Origin of the sequence: Amycolatopsis sp. WQ 127309 (assembly GCF_023023025.1) — a bacterium.
In the GTDB taxonomy this organism is placed as follows: Bacteria; Actinomycetota; Actinomycetes; order Mycobacteriales; family Pseudonocardiaceae; genus Amycolatopsis.
The window spans coordinates 9,030,405-9,043,790 of record NZ_CP095481.1; the positions used below are offsets into that span (position 1 = coordinate 9,030,405).

Consider the following 13,386-nt stretch of genomic DNA (forward strand, 5'->3'; position numbering starts at 1 on the left):
GCTGTCTTAATCTCGGTCGGCCGGCGCCTCGGATCGGAGGGCTCATGCGTGGACTGCCCGGCAAGAGCATCGTCATCGCCGGTGGTGCCGGCGGGATCGGCGCGGCCACGGCCGTCCGGCTCGCCGAGGAAGGCGCCCGCGTCGTCGTCGGAGACATCAACGTCGACGGCGCGCGAACCACCGTCGAGTCGATCACGGCGTCGGGTGGCGACGCCGTCGCGGTCGAGTTCGACCTCGCCGACGAGGCGTCGATCGAGCGGCTGCTCCGGAGCGCCCTCGACCGGACCGGCCGCCTCGACGGCGTCTTCAACGTCGGCGCCGACCTCACCCCCGCCACGCTGGGCAACGACGTCGCGCTCGACGGCATGGACGCGGCGATCTGGCGCCGCACGTTCGAAGTGAACCTGATCGGCTTCGCCCACAGTTGCCGGCTGGCCATCCCGCACCTGCTCGCCGCGGGCGGCGGCGCGATCGTCAACACCTCGTCCGCCGCGGCCTTCGTCGGCGAGGCCGTGCGTCCGGCCTACGCGGCGTCCAAAGCGGGTGTGAACGCGCTGACCCGCCACGTCGCGTCCCGGTGGGGCAAGGAAGGGATCCGCTGCAACGGCGTGTCGCCCGGGATGGTGCTTTCCGAGACGGCGCTGGCCACGATGAGCGAAGAATTCCGGGCGGCCGGGCTCGCCGGCAACCGCAGCACCCGCCTCGGCCGGCCCGCCGATCTCGCCGCGGCCGCGGCGTTCCTCCTCAGCGACGACGCCGAATGGGTCAACGGGCAGACCTGGTCCATCGACGGCGGCGGCAGCCTGCACGACTGAACCCGCTGCTTGACGCACGAGCCGGAACAGCGGGGCCGCCTCGGCACCGTAGTGGACAAGTTCGTCGCTGCCCGGCCTGAGGCCGCGGTCCCCGACGTCTACCTCGATCCCCCGCGGCACATGAAGTAGCCCGGGCCGAGCGGGCCCGCGCCAAGGCCGCCGGGAATCATCTCCTCATGCCGACCTCATCACCTCGGGCGCGAGTCCAGCGGACCGAACGCTGGTTCCTCGAGCGCGGGACCCCGACGATGATCGCCGGGTACGGCTTCACCGAGCACGTCCTGCCCCGGATGCTGCCCGCGCTGGTATTCGTCACGCTCGCGAGCCTCGCCTGGCTCGTCCCGCTCAAGACCGCCGGCTCCGGCCGCTGGATTCTGCTCGGCGTCGTCGTCGCCGTGACCCTCGCGGCCTGGGTGACGATCTCGCGGTTCGTCCGGCACCTCCCCCGCTTCTCCCGCGCCGCGACCACCGCCATCCTGATCACCTACGCCGCGATGCCGGTCGCTGTCCCACTGCTGCAGCTCGCCTTCGACGGCGCCATCACCCTCCCGGGCGCCCGCGCGCTGGGCGTCCTCGCGTTCCTCGTGTTCTTCGCCGCCGTCTTCGCGGCCACCTACCTCGCCACCACCTACGGCTTCGGCACCCTCGTGCGCCAAGGCGTCAAGCAGGCGGTCACCGACCTCCGCAACAGCGTGCAGGTCCTCGGCCGGGCCCTGCCGGTCCTGCTCTTCGTCACCCTGTTCCTCTTCTTCACCGGCGAGCTGTGGCAGCTGATGAACCAGCTCGCCTGGTGGCGCCTCGCCCTCGTCGTCGCCCTCTTCGGCGCGGTCACCGTCCTCGCCGCGGCCGCCCGCCTCCGCGAGGAGATCGGCCGGGTCGAACAGGACTTCAGCCCGCCCATGCTGACCGCCGCCTGCGCCGGCACCCCGCTCGCCGCCGTCACCATCGACGGCCCCATCCGCGCGGTCAGCCTCAACGGACGTCAGAAACGCAACCTGCTGCTGATGCTCGCGACCCGCCAGCTCGTCCAGGCCGCGGTCATCGGCCTCGCCTCGTTCGCCTTCTTCGTGCTGCTCGGCGTGATCATCGTGACCCCCGCCACGGCCGAACAGTGGATCGGCGCGGCGCCGGCCATCTCGCCGCTGCTGCCCGGCGTCCCGGTCGCGCTGCTGCGCAACGCCACCCTGCTCGCCGGATTCGGCAGCATGTACTTCGCGGTCACCTCGATGAGCGACACCGAGCACCGCAAACAGTTCTTCGCCCCGATCATCGACGAGATCGAACGCACCCTCGCCGTGCGCGCCGTCTACCTCACCCTCCACACGAACACCGCGACGTCCACCCAGTCCTGACAACGCTGTTTCCCTCCGGTTTCAGACCTCCTCCGGCAGCTGGGGCACCGCGGCCGGCAGGGCGCGGGTGTAGGGGTGGCTCGGCGCGGCGAGGACGCCGTCCTTGAGCACCAGCAGCCGGTCGCACAGCTGCTGCACCACGCCGATGTCGTGCGAGACGAGCACCAGCGACAGCCCGAACGCCGTGGTCAGGCCGGCGATCTCCTCGACGCGTGCGTCGTGGTCGCCCGGCACGCGCAGGCATTCGAGGGGTTCGGCGACGATGTCGCGGACCACGGTCCGCGGGTTCAGCGAGCTGTAGGGGTCCTGGAGCACGACCTGGACGTCGCGCCGGAGCCAGGTGAGGTCGCGGCCGGTGACCGGCCTCCCTCCATAGTGGACGGTTCCGGCGTCCGGGCGCTCGGAAGTACGCGTCAGCCTTCGCGGCGCGCCGTGATCGCCACCGCGTTGGCGCGAATCCAGTCCGGCAACGGGTTCAACGCCGCGCAGGACGGCGATCCGCGGAGATCCGCGATCAGGTCCTGGCGAGAAGCCGGTCGAGCACCCGGTCGAGACCGAAGACGAACAGCTCGTCGTCCGGCCACCCGGCATCGACGAACCCCGACGTGCTGAGGGTCGGATAGCGCTCGGCGGAATCGAGGATGTACGCGCGGACCTTGGCGATCGCGGCCGGGTCGTCCAGCCGGCGCCAGGTGGCGTCCGCCAGTGACGCGCCGAGCACGAAGCCGGCAAGTGTGCGGGTCGCGGCCGCGAGTTCCAGCCCGGTCAGCCCGGCCTGGACGAGCTTCGCCTGGATGAACTCGGTACGCGCCAGCACGTTGGGCCCGAGCAGCGGGCGGCCGAGCAGAGCGGGCGACCACGGATGGGCGAGCATCGCGGCGCGCCAGCCGACGAGCAGCGTCCGGAGCCCGGCCCGGGGCTCCGAGCCGGGCGGGGGTACCGGTACTTCGCCGACGACGTGGTCGAGCGCGAGGTCGAGCAGGTCTTCCTTGGTCGCGACGTGCCAGTAGAGCGCGGTGGAAGTCACCTCGAGCCGTTCGGCGAGCTTGCGCATCGTCAGCCGTTCCGCTCCCACCGCGTCGAGTTCGGCGATCGCCGCAGTAACGATCCGCTCCAGGGTGAGCGGCGTGTTCCGCCTCGGCGGTCGCGGCGGCTCATCCCGCAGCCAGAGGACGTCGTCGGTCATGGCCGATCACCTTACCCGTCAACACTTGACTTATCGTCGGTAAGTTAATATAACATCGGTAAGTCAAGCCCGTGAGCGATCGAAGGTCATCCATGAAATCCGAAGCCGTCCCGAACCGGTGGCTCGCGCTCGTCGTCTTGAGCCTGGCGCAGCTGACGGTCATCCTGGACTCCACCATCGTCAACATCGCCCTGCCCACCGCCCAGCACGACCTGGGGTTCTCCGATGACAACCGGCAATGGGTCGTCACCGGCTACGCCCTCGCCTTCGGCAGCCTCCTGCTCCTCGGCGGCCGCCTCGGCGACCTCTACGGCCGCAAACGGCTGTTCGTCATCGGGATGCTCGGCTTCGCGGCCGCCTCCGCCCTCGGCGGCGCCGCGGACGGGTTCACCCTCCTGCTGATCGCCCGCATCGCCCAAGGCGCCTTCGCCGCGATCCTCGCCCCCGCCGCACTGGCCATGGTCTCGGTGACCTTCGCCGGCAACGCCGGCGAACGCGGCCGCGCCTTCGGTGTCTTCGGCGCCATCTCCGGCGCCGGCGGCGCCCTCGGCCTGCTCCTGGGCGGTGTGCTCACCCAGAACCTGTCCTGGCGCTGGTGCCTCTACGTCAACGTCGTCATCGCCGCGATCGCGATCGCCGGTGCGTTGGTGTTCCTCGTCGACCGCGCCCGGCCGGAACGGACCCGGCTCGATCTCGCGGGCACCGTCCTGGCTCTGCTCGGGCTGTTCGGCATCGTCCACGGCCTCGGCAACGCCGCCACCCGCGGCTGGACCAACCCGTGGACGCTCGGCCCGGCTGTGTTCGGCGTACTCCTCGTCGTCGCGTTCGTCGTGGTCGAACGCCGGGTCCGGGACCCCCTGCTGCCGCTGTCGGTGGTCTTGGACCGCGACCGCGGCGCGTCCTACCTCACGATCGGCATCTCCGGCACCGGCGGCTTCGCCGTGTTCCTCTTCGTCACCTACTACCTGGCCGACACCCTGAAGTTCACCCCGGTGCAGAGCGGCCTGGCGTTCCTGCCCATGGTCGTCCTGGTGATGGCCGGCGCGGTGTTCTCCGGCGCGGTGCTGCTCCCCCGCGTCGGCCCCCGCCCGATCGTGCCGCTCGGCAGCCTCCTCGCCGCGGTGGGCATGGTCCTGCTCACCGGCATCGACGCCGGCTCGACCTACACCGGGGGCGTACTGCCGGGCCTGCTCGTCATCGGTCTCGGCCTCGGCATGGTCTTCGGCCCGGGCCAGAACGCCGCCACCAGCGGCGTCCGGGCCCACGAAACCGGCGTGGCGTCCGCGATGGCCAACATCACCCAGCAGGTCGGCGGCTCGATCGGGCTGGCCGTGTTCAGCTCCCTCGGCGCGACCGCCACCACGAGCTACCTCACCACCCACGCCGCGACCGCGAGCGACCCCGCCGCGATCGCGCAGGCGACGTTCGCCGGCTACCACTTCGTGTTCTGGATCGCCGCCGCGTTGTTCCTCGCCGGTGCGCTGCTCTCGGCCGGGCTCTTCCGCAGCGGTCCGCTGGCCGTCGACCCCGACGCCGAACCCGCCCTCGCCCACTGACAGATCCGAGGAGACACGTGTTCACGGAAAAGGAAGTCCAGTACCTGGCCGACCAGCCGCTGTGCCGGGTGGCCACCGCCCAGCCCGACGGCACCCTCCAGGTCAGCCCGGTCGGTTTCACCTACAACCCCGACACGCAGACGATCGACCTGATGGGGCTCAACCTCCGCAAGAGCCGCCGGTTCCGCAACGTCGCCGACAACGGCCGCATCGCGCTGGTGATCGACGACGTCCCCAGCACCAACCCGTGGCGAGTCCGGTCCCTGGAGATCCGCGGTCACGCCGAGGCGCTCACCGACGTCGAAACGCCCGGCCACCACGACGACGCGATGATCCGCGTCCACCCCCAACGCGTCATCGCCATCGGCGTCGAGGACTGGGACGTCGACTACACCCAGCAGACCCCCCACAGCCGCAACGTCTGACAGGAGACGATCACCATGAAAGCAGTGCAGTTCCAGCAGTACGGCGGCCCCGAGGTCCTGCAGATCGTGGACCTGCCCGACCCCCACCCGGGCCCGGGCCAAGTCCGGATCAGGGTCCACGCGGCCGGGATCAGCGCCAGCGACACCAAGATCCGCCGCGGCGAACTCAGCTTCGGCGCCACGCTCCCCCAGACCACCGGCGCCGACGTCGCGGGTGTCGTCGACGAGATCGGCGACGGCGTCACCGACGTCGCCGTCGGCGACCGGGTCTTCGGCATCTCCGACGACCAAGCGGCCGCCGCCGAGTTCGCCTTGCTGAGCTTCCGCGCTGTCATCCCGCCGTCGCTCGGGTTCGTCGACGCGGCCGGCATCCCGGTCGCCCTCGAAACCGCCACCCGCGGCCTCGACCAGCTCCACGTCACCGCCGGAACCACCCTGTTCGTCAACGGCGCCTCCGGCGGGATCGGTACCGCGACCGTCCAGCTCGCCCTCGCCCGCGGCGCCCGGGTGATCGGCGCCGCCGGTGCCCGCAACAGCGGCTTCCTGAGCATGCTGGGCGCCGAACCGGTGACCTACGGCGACGGCATGACCGACCGCGTCCGCGCGCTGGCCCCTGACGGCGTCGACGTCGCCCTGGACGTGGCCGGCAACGGTGTGCTCCCCGAGCTCATCACTCTCGCCGGCGGCGACGCGAAGAACGTGATCACCCTCGCCGACTTCGCCGGCGCCGATCAGCACGGCGTCCACTTCAGCAACGGATTCGCCGACGGCAACGCCTTCCACGCCCTCGCCACCATCGGCGAGCTGATCGAAGCCGGCCAGTTCTGGCTGCCGGTCGAGCGGACCTTCCCCCTGGCCGACATCGCCGAAGCCCACCGAGCAAGCGAAACGGGCCACGTCCGCGGCCGGCTGGTCCTCATCGTCAGCTGAAGGAAGAACCGACTCACTCCTGGGCGCCCGTCCTTGCCGCGTTCAGCGGATCCCGGCTTGACAAAGCCCGGCCCAAGCCTCCATGGTTAGCTACATGAGTAATGAACCGACGAACCGTCGTGTGCGGTGGTCGGCGTGAAGGACGACGGACGGCCGCTGTTCCTGCAGATCGCCGAGCGGATCGAGAACTCGATCGTCGACGGCAGCCTGCCCGCGGACACGCAGGTGCCCTCCACCAACGAGCTCGCGGCCTTCCACCGGATCAACCCGGCGACCGCGGGCAAAGGCGTCAACCAGCTCGTCGCCGACGGGATCCTCTACAAGAGACGAGGCATCGGCATGTTCGTCGCGCCGGACGCCCGCGCGCAGCTGCTGGAGCGGCGCCGCCGGGACTTCACGCGGCAGTTCCTCGCCCCGCTGATGGCGGAGGCGGGCAAGCTCGGCATGGACGCCGAGGAGATCAAGAAGCTGATCGACGTCTGGGAGCCGCAGCGATGAACGTGGTGCGCACAACCGGGGTGAGCAAGCGCTACGGCCCGCTCGCCGCGCTCGACGGGGTGAGCGTGGAACACGATCCACGGCCTGCTGGGCCGCAACGGCGCCGGCAAGACCACGCTGATGCGGATCCTCACCGGGCAGGCCTTCGAAACCGGCGGCACGGTGGAGGTCTTCGGGCAGCACCCATCCGAGAACGCCGACGTGCTTGCGCAGGTCTGCTTCATCAAGGAAAGCCAGCACTACCCGGAGAAGTTCCGCGTCAAGCACGCGCTGTGGGCCGCGCGGCTGCTCTACCCGAACTGGGACGACGCCTACGCCGCGGCGCTGCTGGCGGACTTCGCCGTCCCCGCCGGCGGGCGGATCGGGAAGCTCTCACGCGGGCAGCTGTCGGCGGTCGGGGTGATCATCGGGCTGGCTTCGCGGGCCCCGCTGACCCTGTTCGACGAGCCCTACCTCGGCCTCGACGCCGTCGCGCGGCAGCTGTTCTACGACCGGCTGCTCGCCGACTTCGCCGAGCACCCGCGCACGATCGTGCTCTCCACGCACCTGATCGACGAAGTCAGCGACCTGATCGAACACGTCGTGCTGCTCGACCGGGGCCGGGTGCTCATCGACACCGACGCGGAGACGCTGCGCGGCGAGGCCGTCGCGGTGACCGGGCCCGCCGAGGCCGTCGAGCGCTTCGCCGCCGGCCACCGGGAACTGCACCGCGAACGGTTCGGCGGTTCCCTGCGCGTCACCCTCACCGGAGCCCGGGACCGGTACGAGCCCGGGCTGGACTTCGAGCCGGTTTCGTTGCAGCAGCTGGTCGTCCGCACCACCCAAGGCCACGGCGGGCCGGTCGCCGCCGGGAAGGAATCCTGATGACACGCGTGCTCGACGTCGCGCGGATCCAGCTGGTCAACTGGCCGGTCCTGCTCGCCTACCCGCTGGGCCTGCTGGCCGTGCTGCCGCTGCTGGGCTGGGGCATCGACGTCTCCAACGGCGAAGGCGCGTTCGGCGCGCACGAGATCTACCTGCTGCCGGCCCTGTGGGGCGTGGTCGCCCCCGCGCACCTGCAGTCGATGACGCAGGTGTTCCCGTTCGCGCTGGGGCACGGCGTGACCCGCCGGACGTTCGCCGCGGCCACCGCACTGGTCGTCCTCGGCCAGGCGCTGCTCGTCGGGCTCGTGATGGTGGTGCTCGACGTCGTCGAGCGGTCCACCGGCGGCTGGGGCCGGGAGGCGCGGATCTTCGGGCCGGCCGTGCTCGGCCGGCACGGCCCGTTCGCGCTGTGGTTCGTCTACAGTGGACCGCTGGTCGCGGTGTCCGCGATCGGGGTGCTGGCGGGCGTGGTGTTCCAGCGCTGGCGGCAGACGGGGATCTACCTCGGCCTCGCCGGGGCCGCCGCGCTGCTCGCCGGGATCAAGCTCCTGGCGTCGCAGCGGAGCTGGTGGCCCGCGATCGGCGACTTCCTCGGCGGGCAGCCGTCGTTCGCGCTGTACACGGCCTACCCGCTGGTGTTCGCGCTGGCCCTCGGCGGCGCGGCGTGGCTGGTGCTCCGGCGCGCGACGGCCTGAAGGTCAGTCCTGGGTCGCCCGGCGCGCGAGGTTGTCGACGGCGGACGCGGTCGCCGTGACGACGCCGGCCGTCTCCGGGGACAGGCCGTGGCGCCGAGCGATCCAGGCGACGTCGTTGTAGGTCACCCGGGTCCGACCGTGCTCGTCCTCCCAGACGAGGAACTTCAGCGGCAGGTCGATGCCGGCGACCTGGTTCTCCTGCATGAGCTGGGTGCCACCGCGCGGGTTGCCGAAGATGAGCAGGAAGGTCGGACGGAGGTCCAGGTCGACCTCGCGGGCGTTGCGGGCGTGGTCGACCCGGGCGAACACGACGAGCCCGGCGGTGGCGACGGCCCGCTCGAGCCGGTCGATGGTCGTGTCCACCGGCCACTTGCTCGCGACGGTCACCAAACCCTGCTGATCCACGCGGTCTCCTCGGCTGAGCGGGCCGGACGCTCACTCGACAGCAGCGTACCGGGCGCGGAGACCGGAGCGGGACAGGTGAACCACCGGCGCCGCCCACCGTTGTGGACATTGCCCCGGATCGTCGCCATGATCTCCGGCATGGTGACGAAAACCCCCAGAAATGTGACTGTTCAGGCGATTGCTGTCACAGTGATGGCCGCCGCGCTGACCGTTTCCTGCGCCGCGAAATCGTCGAACGTCGCCGGGCAGCCCATTCCCGCGACCACCACTTCGGCATCGGTCAGCAGCGCGAACACGGCTGCTGCCAATGCGAAGTCCGGTGCGCCGACCGCGGAACAGGCGCTCGCTCGGTGGATCGGCGCGGTCGTCTCCGGCAACTTCGACCAGGCGTGCTCCGTCATGGCCGATGCCGAGCAAACCCCACCGAAGGTCTTCTCCCCCGAAACGTGCGCCGGCCAAGACGAAACGATGAAATCGGTGCACAAGGTGCTCGACGGGTTGCGCACGGCCTTCACCCCGGACAACGCGGCGAACCCGCCCGAGGTCGAGATCGCGGGCCCGGCCGCCACCGGCGACTCGGCGAAGATCGCCGCCGACAGGATATCGGTCGAAGGGAAGACCCTCGACGACATCGTCCTGTCCCACTCCACCGGCGTGCAACCGGGCCAGACGAACATCACCTTCAGCCTGCGGAAGCTCGAGGAAGCCTGGTACGTCACGAACTTCGACCTGAAGATCTGATTCCGGCCCCGGCCGCCCGGTTACCGGGGTGACGGCCGGAAGGCCGTCCGACACGACCCGGGTTGACCCCCACGGCCTGTGAACCACCGGATCCGGCTCTGCCCGGTCTCCGAGTGGAGTGCCAGGCCGGGGCGCGGCCGAGCACGCCGGCCGCGGTCGCGATGTCCGCGAGGGTCAGCCTCGGTCTCAGGACATCAGTCCGGCACGGGGGTGCCGTGGGTGTGGAAGGTCTCGATCGTCTTGAGCCCCCACGCCTGCCCCTTCGCCCGTTCCTCACGGGTCCAGCTGATCGTCTGCCAGTCGGGCGCGAGGATCAGCCGCGCGCCCGCGTTGCAGAGCTCGATCCGGTTGCCGCCGGGCTCCCACACGTAGAGGAAGAACGTCTGCTGGATGGCGTGTTTGTGCGGGCCGGTCTCGATGTGCACGCCCGCGTCGAGGCAGACGTCGGCGGCACGCAGGATCTCCTCGCGGGTGTCGGTGGCGAACGCGATGTGGTGCAGGCGGCCGCGGCTGCCGGTCCAGTCCTCGGTGTAGACGAGGTCGTAGGTCTTGTTCCCCAGCGAGAACCAGATCGCCTGCGGGCTGCCGTCGTCCTTGACGATCTGCTCGGTGCACCGCGCGCCGAGCACGTCGCGCAGGAACGCGGCGGTCTCCGGGATGCCGGCGGCGAGGTGGTTCACGTGATCGAGCCGCCGCAGGTTCGCGCCCCGGCCGGGGTAGGCGGCCGCCTGGTTCTTCAGCGCCGGCCGGTCGGCGTCGTCGGCCCGGTACCACTCGACGTCCCAGTACAGGCCGTATTCGTGCCCGTCGGGGTCGGTGAAGACGTGGACGTCGCCGAGGTGGTGGACGTCGGTCACGACACCGCGCCCGAGGCCGGCCGCGTCCACGGCGGAGGTGAGCCGCTCCACCGCTTCCGGGCTCGCGGCGCGCAGGTAGGTGCGGCCGATGCCCGCGGTGGCGCGCTGGATCAGGCGCAGCGTCCAGGATTGGTAGTCGTCCCAGGCGTGCAGGTAGACCGAGTCGCCGGTGCGGTGCACCTCGCGCAGGCCCATCTGCTCGACGAAGAAGTCACGGGACTGCCCGAGGACCGGGGTGTACAGCTCGACCGGCCCGACGTGGGCGATGTCCCGGCGGCGGTCGGGGTCGTGCGCCAGCGAGCTCATCCGGCTGCCTTCCGCTGCGGGCCCCACGAGGCCGTCGGACACCTTGGGTTAAGAGATGTACGCGGTCACAACTTCGCAGTCAAGATTGGCTTCACAATTGTTGACAATATCGGTAACGTTCGCCCATCGTTCCCCCACGAGCGCCGTCAGCGCTCTCTCCAGGCTCTCTCCAGCAGGAGGACTCATGCGACGCGCCAACGTCGGCACGGCCCGCGTCCACCGCCACACCCGCCGCCTGCTCACCGCGGTCGCCGGGCTCGCCGCCGTCGCCCTCGTGGCGTCGGGGTGCGGCGGGTCGTCGGGCGACTCGTCCTCCTCGGGCGGGCCGGCGAAGATCACCGTCGGGGTCATCCCGATCGTGGACGTGGCGCCGATCTACCTCGGGGTCGAGAAAGGCTTCTTCACCGCGGAGGGACTCGACGTCACCCTGCAGACCGCCCAGGGCGGTGCGGCGATCGTGCCCGCGGTGGTCAGCGGGCAGTACCAGTTCGGGTTCAGCAACACGACTTCGTTGCTGCTGGCCCATTCCCAGGGCCTGCCGGTGAAGGTGGTCAGCTCGGGGGTCGCCTCCACCGGCACGGACGGCAAGGACTTCGGCGCGGTCATCGTGAAGGCGGACAGCCCGATCAAGACCGCGAAGGACCTCGCGGGCAAGCGCGTCGCGGTGAACACGTTGAAGAACATCAACACCACGACGGTCGGCAACGTGGTCCGCAAGGCCGGCGGCGACCCGGCGGCCGTCGACTACGTCGAACTGCCGTTCCCGGACATCGCCGCCGCGGTGGCCAAGGGCGACGTCGACGCCGGGCAGCTCGTCGAACCGTTCCTCACCATCGCCGCCGGGCAGGGCGACCGGCAGGTGGCGTCCAACTACGCCGGCACCGATCCCGACCTGACCATCGGGATGTACTTCACCTCCCGGCAGTACGCGGCGCAGAACGCGAAAACCGTCACCGGGTTCACCACCGCGATGAAGAAGTCCATGGACTACGCCTCGGCGCACCCGGACGAGGCCCGCGCGGTGCTGAGCGGCTACACCAAGCTCGACCCGGCGGTGCAGAAGGCGATGGTGCTGCCGCGCTGGCCCGGCGCGGTCGACCGCGACTCCGTGCAGCTGCTCGGCACCCTCGCCACCCAGGACGGCTTGATCACCAAGCCGCTCGACCTCGACACCCTGCTGCCGTGACGACCGCCGTCCCCGGGCGGGATCGGTGGCGGCAGCCCGCACTCGGCGTGCTGGGGCTGGTGGTGGTCATCGGCGTCGCGGAAGCGTTGCCCCGCTTGACCATCGTCGACCCGCGGTTCCTGCCGCCGTTCAGCGCCATGGTCCGCGGCCTGGCCACGCAGGTGACCGAGAGCGGGTTCTGGCAGGCGCTGGGCCAGACGTTGCGGGGCTGGGCGCTCGGGTTGCTGATCGCCATGGCCGCGGGCATCGTCTTCGGAGTGCTGATCGGCAGCATCCCGTTGCTGCGCAAGGTCACCTCCTCCACGATCGAGTTCCTGCGCCCCATCCCCTCGGTCGCCTTGATCCCGCTCGTCGTGCTGCTCTACGGCAGCCGGCCCGAGTCCGCGCTCGTGCTGGTCGTCTACGCCGCGCTGTGGCAGGTGCTCGTCCAGGTCGTGTACGGCGTCGCCGACGTCGACCCGGTCGTGCGCGACACGGCCCGCTCCTACCGGTTCTCGCGGTGGGCGACGGTGCGGAACGTCGTGTGGCCGACCGCCTTGCCCTACGTCGTCACCGGTTTCCGCCTCGCCGCCGCCGTCGCGCTCATCCTGGAGGTCACGGCGGAGCTGATCATCGGCGTGCCGGGCCTCGGCCGCTCCATCGGCGTCGCGCAGAGCTCCGGCGCCGTCGCGGACACCTACGCCCTCGTGATCGTCGTCGGCGTCATCGGCGTCGCGGTCAACGCCTCGGCGCGGGCCGTCGAACGCCGCGTCCTGCACTGGCACCCCTCGATCCGGGGAGACCGGTGAAAGCCGTGAACCTGTTACGGCGCATCCTGTTCACGCTGGGACTGCCCGTCGTCCTCGTCGCGCTGTGGTGGCTGCTGTCCGCCGGCAGCACCGACTTCTTCTGGCCGCCGCTGCAGACCATCGTGGAGGCGTTCCCGCAGACGTGGACGGCGGACCCGATCCGGCACGACGTGCTGCCCAGCCTGGCGCGGCTCGCCGCCGGCTACCTCATCGCCGTCGTCGCCGGGGTCGCGGCGGGCACCGCGATCGGCTCGTCGCGCACCTTGCGCGCGCTCTGCGAGCCGGTGCTGGAGTTCTTCCGGGCGATCCCGCCGCCGGTGCTCATCCCGGTCATCGCGCTGTTCGCCGGGTACACCGCGTCGACCACCAAGGTCGTCACCATCGCCTTGGGCTGTCTGTGGCCGATCCTGCTGAACACCGTCGAAGGCGTCCGGTCGGTCGACGAAGTCCTGCGCGACACGGCCCGCTCCTACCGGTTCGGGCGGATGGCCACCCTGCGGCACGTGGTGCTGCGCGGGGCGAGCCCGCGGATCGTCACCGGCGCGCGGCAGGCGCTGTCCCTCGGCGTGATCCTCATGGTGATCAGCGAGCTGTTCGGCGCCGACCGCGGGCTGGGCGCGGCGATCGTGCAGTTCCAGCGCGGCTTCGCCATCCCGCAGATGTGGACCGGGATCATCTTGCTCGGCCTCATCGGCGTCGCGCTGTCGGGGCTCTTCCGCCTCGTCGAACACCGGACCATGGCCTGGTACCGCGGGGTCCGCCAGGCCGAACTGGAAGGCTGA

15 protein-coding genes and 1 pseudogene are annotated in these 13,386 nt (G+C 70.8%); 12 read left to right on the forward strand and 4 right to left on the reverse strand.

Annotation, left to right across the window (positions count from 1 at the left end; translation table 11 throughout):
• Nucleotides 1–44: 44 nt before the first annotated feature.
• Both MUY22_RS39835 and MUY22_RS39840 read left to right on the forward strand, forming a co-directional pair.
• Nucleotides 45–815 (forward strand): SDR family NAD(P)-dependent oxidoreductase, encoded by a 771-nt coding sequence (locus MUY22_RS39835; protein WP_247052342.1) that lies wholly within the window; start codon nt 45–47, stop codon nt 813–815.
• Between the two features lie 176 nt (nt 816–991).
• Entirely contained in the window at nt 992–2,167 is a 1,176-nt protein-coding gene (locus MUY22_RS39840; RefSeq protein WP_247052343.1) for a hypothetical protein, read from the forward strand.
• A 21-nt stretch (nt 2,168–2,188) separates the two neighbouring features.
• Here MUY22_RS39840 and MUY22_RS39845 read toward each other — a convergent pair whose 3' ends face one another.
• Both MUY22_RS39845 and MUY22_RS39850 read right to left on the reverse strand, forming a co-directional pair.
• On the reverse strand, nt 2,189–2,482 hold the full coding sequence (locus tag MUY22_RS39845) for a hypothetical protein (protein ID WP_247052344.1): 294 nt from the start codon (nt 2,480–2,482) through the stop codon (nt 2,189–2,191).
• 199 nt (nt 2,483–2,681) lie between these two features.
• Nucleotides 2,682–3,353 (reverse strand): TetR/AcrR family transcriptional regulator, encoded by a 672-nt coding sequence (locus MUY22_RS39850; RefSeq protein ID WP_247052345.1) that lies wholly within the window; start codon nt 3,351–3,353, stop codon nt 2,682–2,684.
• Nucleotides 3,354–3,445: 92 nt separating this feature from the next.
• Between MUY22_RS39850 and MUY22_RS39855 the strand changes: the two genes are divergently transcribed.
• From MUY22_RS39855 to MUY22_RS39880, 6 genes and pseudogenes are all read left to right on the forward strand, one after another.
• On the forward strand, nt 3,446–4,909 hold the full coding sequence (locus MUY22_RS39855; protein ID WP_247052346.1) for a DHA2 family efflux MFS transporter permease subunit: 1,464 nt from the start codon (nt 3,446–3,448) through the stop codon (nt 4,907–4,909).
• A gap of 17 nt (nt 4,910–4,926) precedes the next feature.
• Nucleotides 4,927–5,334: a PPOX class F420-dependent oxidoreductase gene (locus MUY22_RS39860; protein ID WP_247052347.1), complete on the forward strand. Its 408-nt coding sequence runs from the start codon at nt 4,927–4,929 to the stop codon at nt 5,332–5,334.
• 15 nt (nt 5,335–5,349) lie between these two features.
• Nucleotides 5,350–6,264, forward strand: coding sequence for an NADP-dependent oxidoreductase (locus tag MUY22_RS39865; RefSeq protein ID WP_247052348.1), 915 nt, complete (start codon nt 5,350–5,352; stop codon nt 6,262–6,264).
• Nucleotides 6,265–6,390: 126 nt separating this feature from the next.
• Nucleotides 6,391–6,762 (forward strand): GntR family transcriptional regulator, encoded by a 372-nt coding sequence (locus MUY22_RS39870; protein WP_247052349.1) that lies wholly within the window; start codon nt 6,391–6,393, stop codon nt 6,760–6,762.
• A pseudogene (locus tag MUY22_RS39875) lies at nt 6,759–7,626 on the forward strand (ATP-binding cassette domain-containing protein). Before MUY22_RS39870 ends, MUY22_RS39875 begins: the two are co-directional and overlap by 4 nt.
• Nucleotides 7,626–8,321, forward strand: coding sequence for a hypothetical protein (locus tag MUY22_RS39880; RefSeq protein WP_247052350.1), 696 nt, complete (start codon nt 7,626–7,628; stop codon nt 8,319–8,321). The pseudogene MUY22_RS39875 and the gene MUY22_RS39880 overlap by 1 nt, the downstream one beginning before the upstream one ends.
• A gap of 3 nt (nt 8,322–8,324) precedes the next feature.
• Here the strand turns inward: MUY22_RS39880 and MUY22_RS39885 are convergent, their stop codons facing one another.
• Entirely contained in the window at nt 8,325–8,726 is a 402-nt protein-coding gene (locus tag MUY22_RS39885; RefSeq protein WP_247052351.1) for a DUF302 domain-containing protein, read from the reverse strand.
• Between the two features lie 138 nt (nt 8,727–8,864).
• Here MUY22_RS39885 and MUY22_RS39890 point away from each other — a divergent pair, with 138 nt between their 5' ends.
• Entirely contained in the window at nt 8,865–9,467 is a 603-nt protein-coding gene (locus MUY22_RS39890; RefSeq protein WP_247052352.1) for a hypothetical protein, read from the forward strand.
• Nucleotides 9,468–9,661: 194 nt separating this feature from the next.
• Here MUY22_RS39890 and MUY22_RS39895 read toward each other — a convergent pair whose 3' ends face one another.
• Nucleotides 9,662–10,630: a VOC family protein gene (locus MUY22_RS39895; RefSeq protein WP_247052353.1), complete on the reverse strand. Its 969-nt coding sequence runs from the start codon at nt 10,628–10,630 to the stop codon at nt 9,662–9,664.
• A 184-nt stretch (nt 10,631–10,814) separates the two neighbouring features.
• Between MUY22_RS39895 and MUY22_RS39900 the strand changes: the two genes are divergently transcribed.
• From MUY22_RS39900 to MUY22_RS39910, 3 genes are read left to right on the forward strand one after another with little or no spacing between them, the layout of a single operon-like run.
• Nucleotides 10,815–11,816, forward strand: a complete 1,002-nt coding sequence (locus tag MUY22_RS39900; protein WP_247052354.1) for an ABC transporter substrate-binding protein — start codon at nt 10,815–10,817, stop codon at nt 11,814–11,816.
• A complete protein-coding gene (locus MUY22_RS39905; RefSeq protein WP_247052355.1) occupies nt 11,813–12,604 on the forward strand; it encodes an ABC transporter permease in 792 nt (263 codons plus the stop codon). Before MUY22_RS39900 ends, MUY22_RS39905 begins: the two co-directional genes overlap by 4 nt.
• A gap of 5 nt (nt 12,605–12,609) precedes the next feature.
• On the forward strand, nt 12,610–13,386 hold the full coding sequence (locus MUY22_RS39910; RefSeq protein WP_247052356.1) for an ABC transporter permease: 777 nt from the start codon (nt 12,610–12,612) through the stop codon (nt 13,384–13,386).

What these genes read in the sequence shown, in the direction of transcription:
- MUY22_RS39895 (WP_247052353.1), bottom strand. Translation starts at nt 10,630, where the DNA reads ATGAGCTCGCTGGCGCACGACCCCGACCGCCGCCGGGACATCGCCCAC.
- MUY22_RS39890 (WP_247052352.1), top strand. Translation starts at nt 8,865, where the DNA reads ATGGTGACGAAAACCCCCAGAAATGTGACTGTTCAGGCGATTGCTGTC.
- MUY22_RS39865 (WP_247052348.1), top strand. Translation starts at nt 5,350, where the DNA reads ATGAAAGCAGTGCAGTTCCAGCAGTACGGCGGCCCCGAGGTCCTGCAG.
- MUY22_RS39880 (WP_247052350.1), top strand. Translation starts at nt 7,626, where the DNA reads ATGACACGCGTGCTCGACGTCGCGCGGATCCAGCTGGTCAACTGGCCG.
- MUY22_RS39900 (WP_247052354.1), top strand. Translation starts at nt 10,815, where the DNA reads ATGCGACGCGCCAACGTCGGCACGGCCCGCGTCCACCGCCACACCCGC.
- MUY22_RS39840 (WP_247052343.1), top strand. Translation starts at nt 992, where the DNA reads ATGCCGACCTCATCACCTCGGGCGCGAGTCCAGCGGACCGAACGCTGG.
- MUY22_RS39835 (WP_247052342.1), top strand. Translation starts at nt 45, where the DNA reads ATGCGTGGACTGCCCGGCAAGAGCATCGTCATCGCCGGTGGTGCCGGC.
- MUY22_RS39850 (WP_247052345.1), bottom strand. Translation starts at nt 3,353, where the DNA reads ATGACCGACGACGTCCTCTGGCTGCGGGATGAGCCGCCGCGACCGCCG.
- MUY22_RS39855 (WP_247052346.1), top strand. Translation starts at nt 3,446, where the DNA reads ATGAAATCCGAAGCCGTCCCGAACCGGTGGCTCGCGCTCGTCGTCTTG.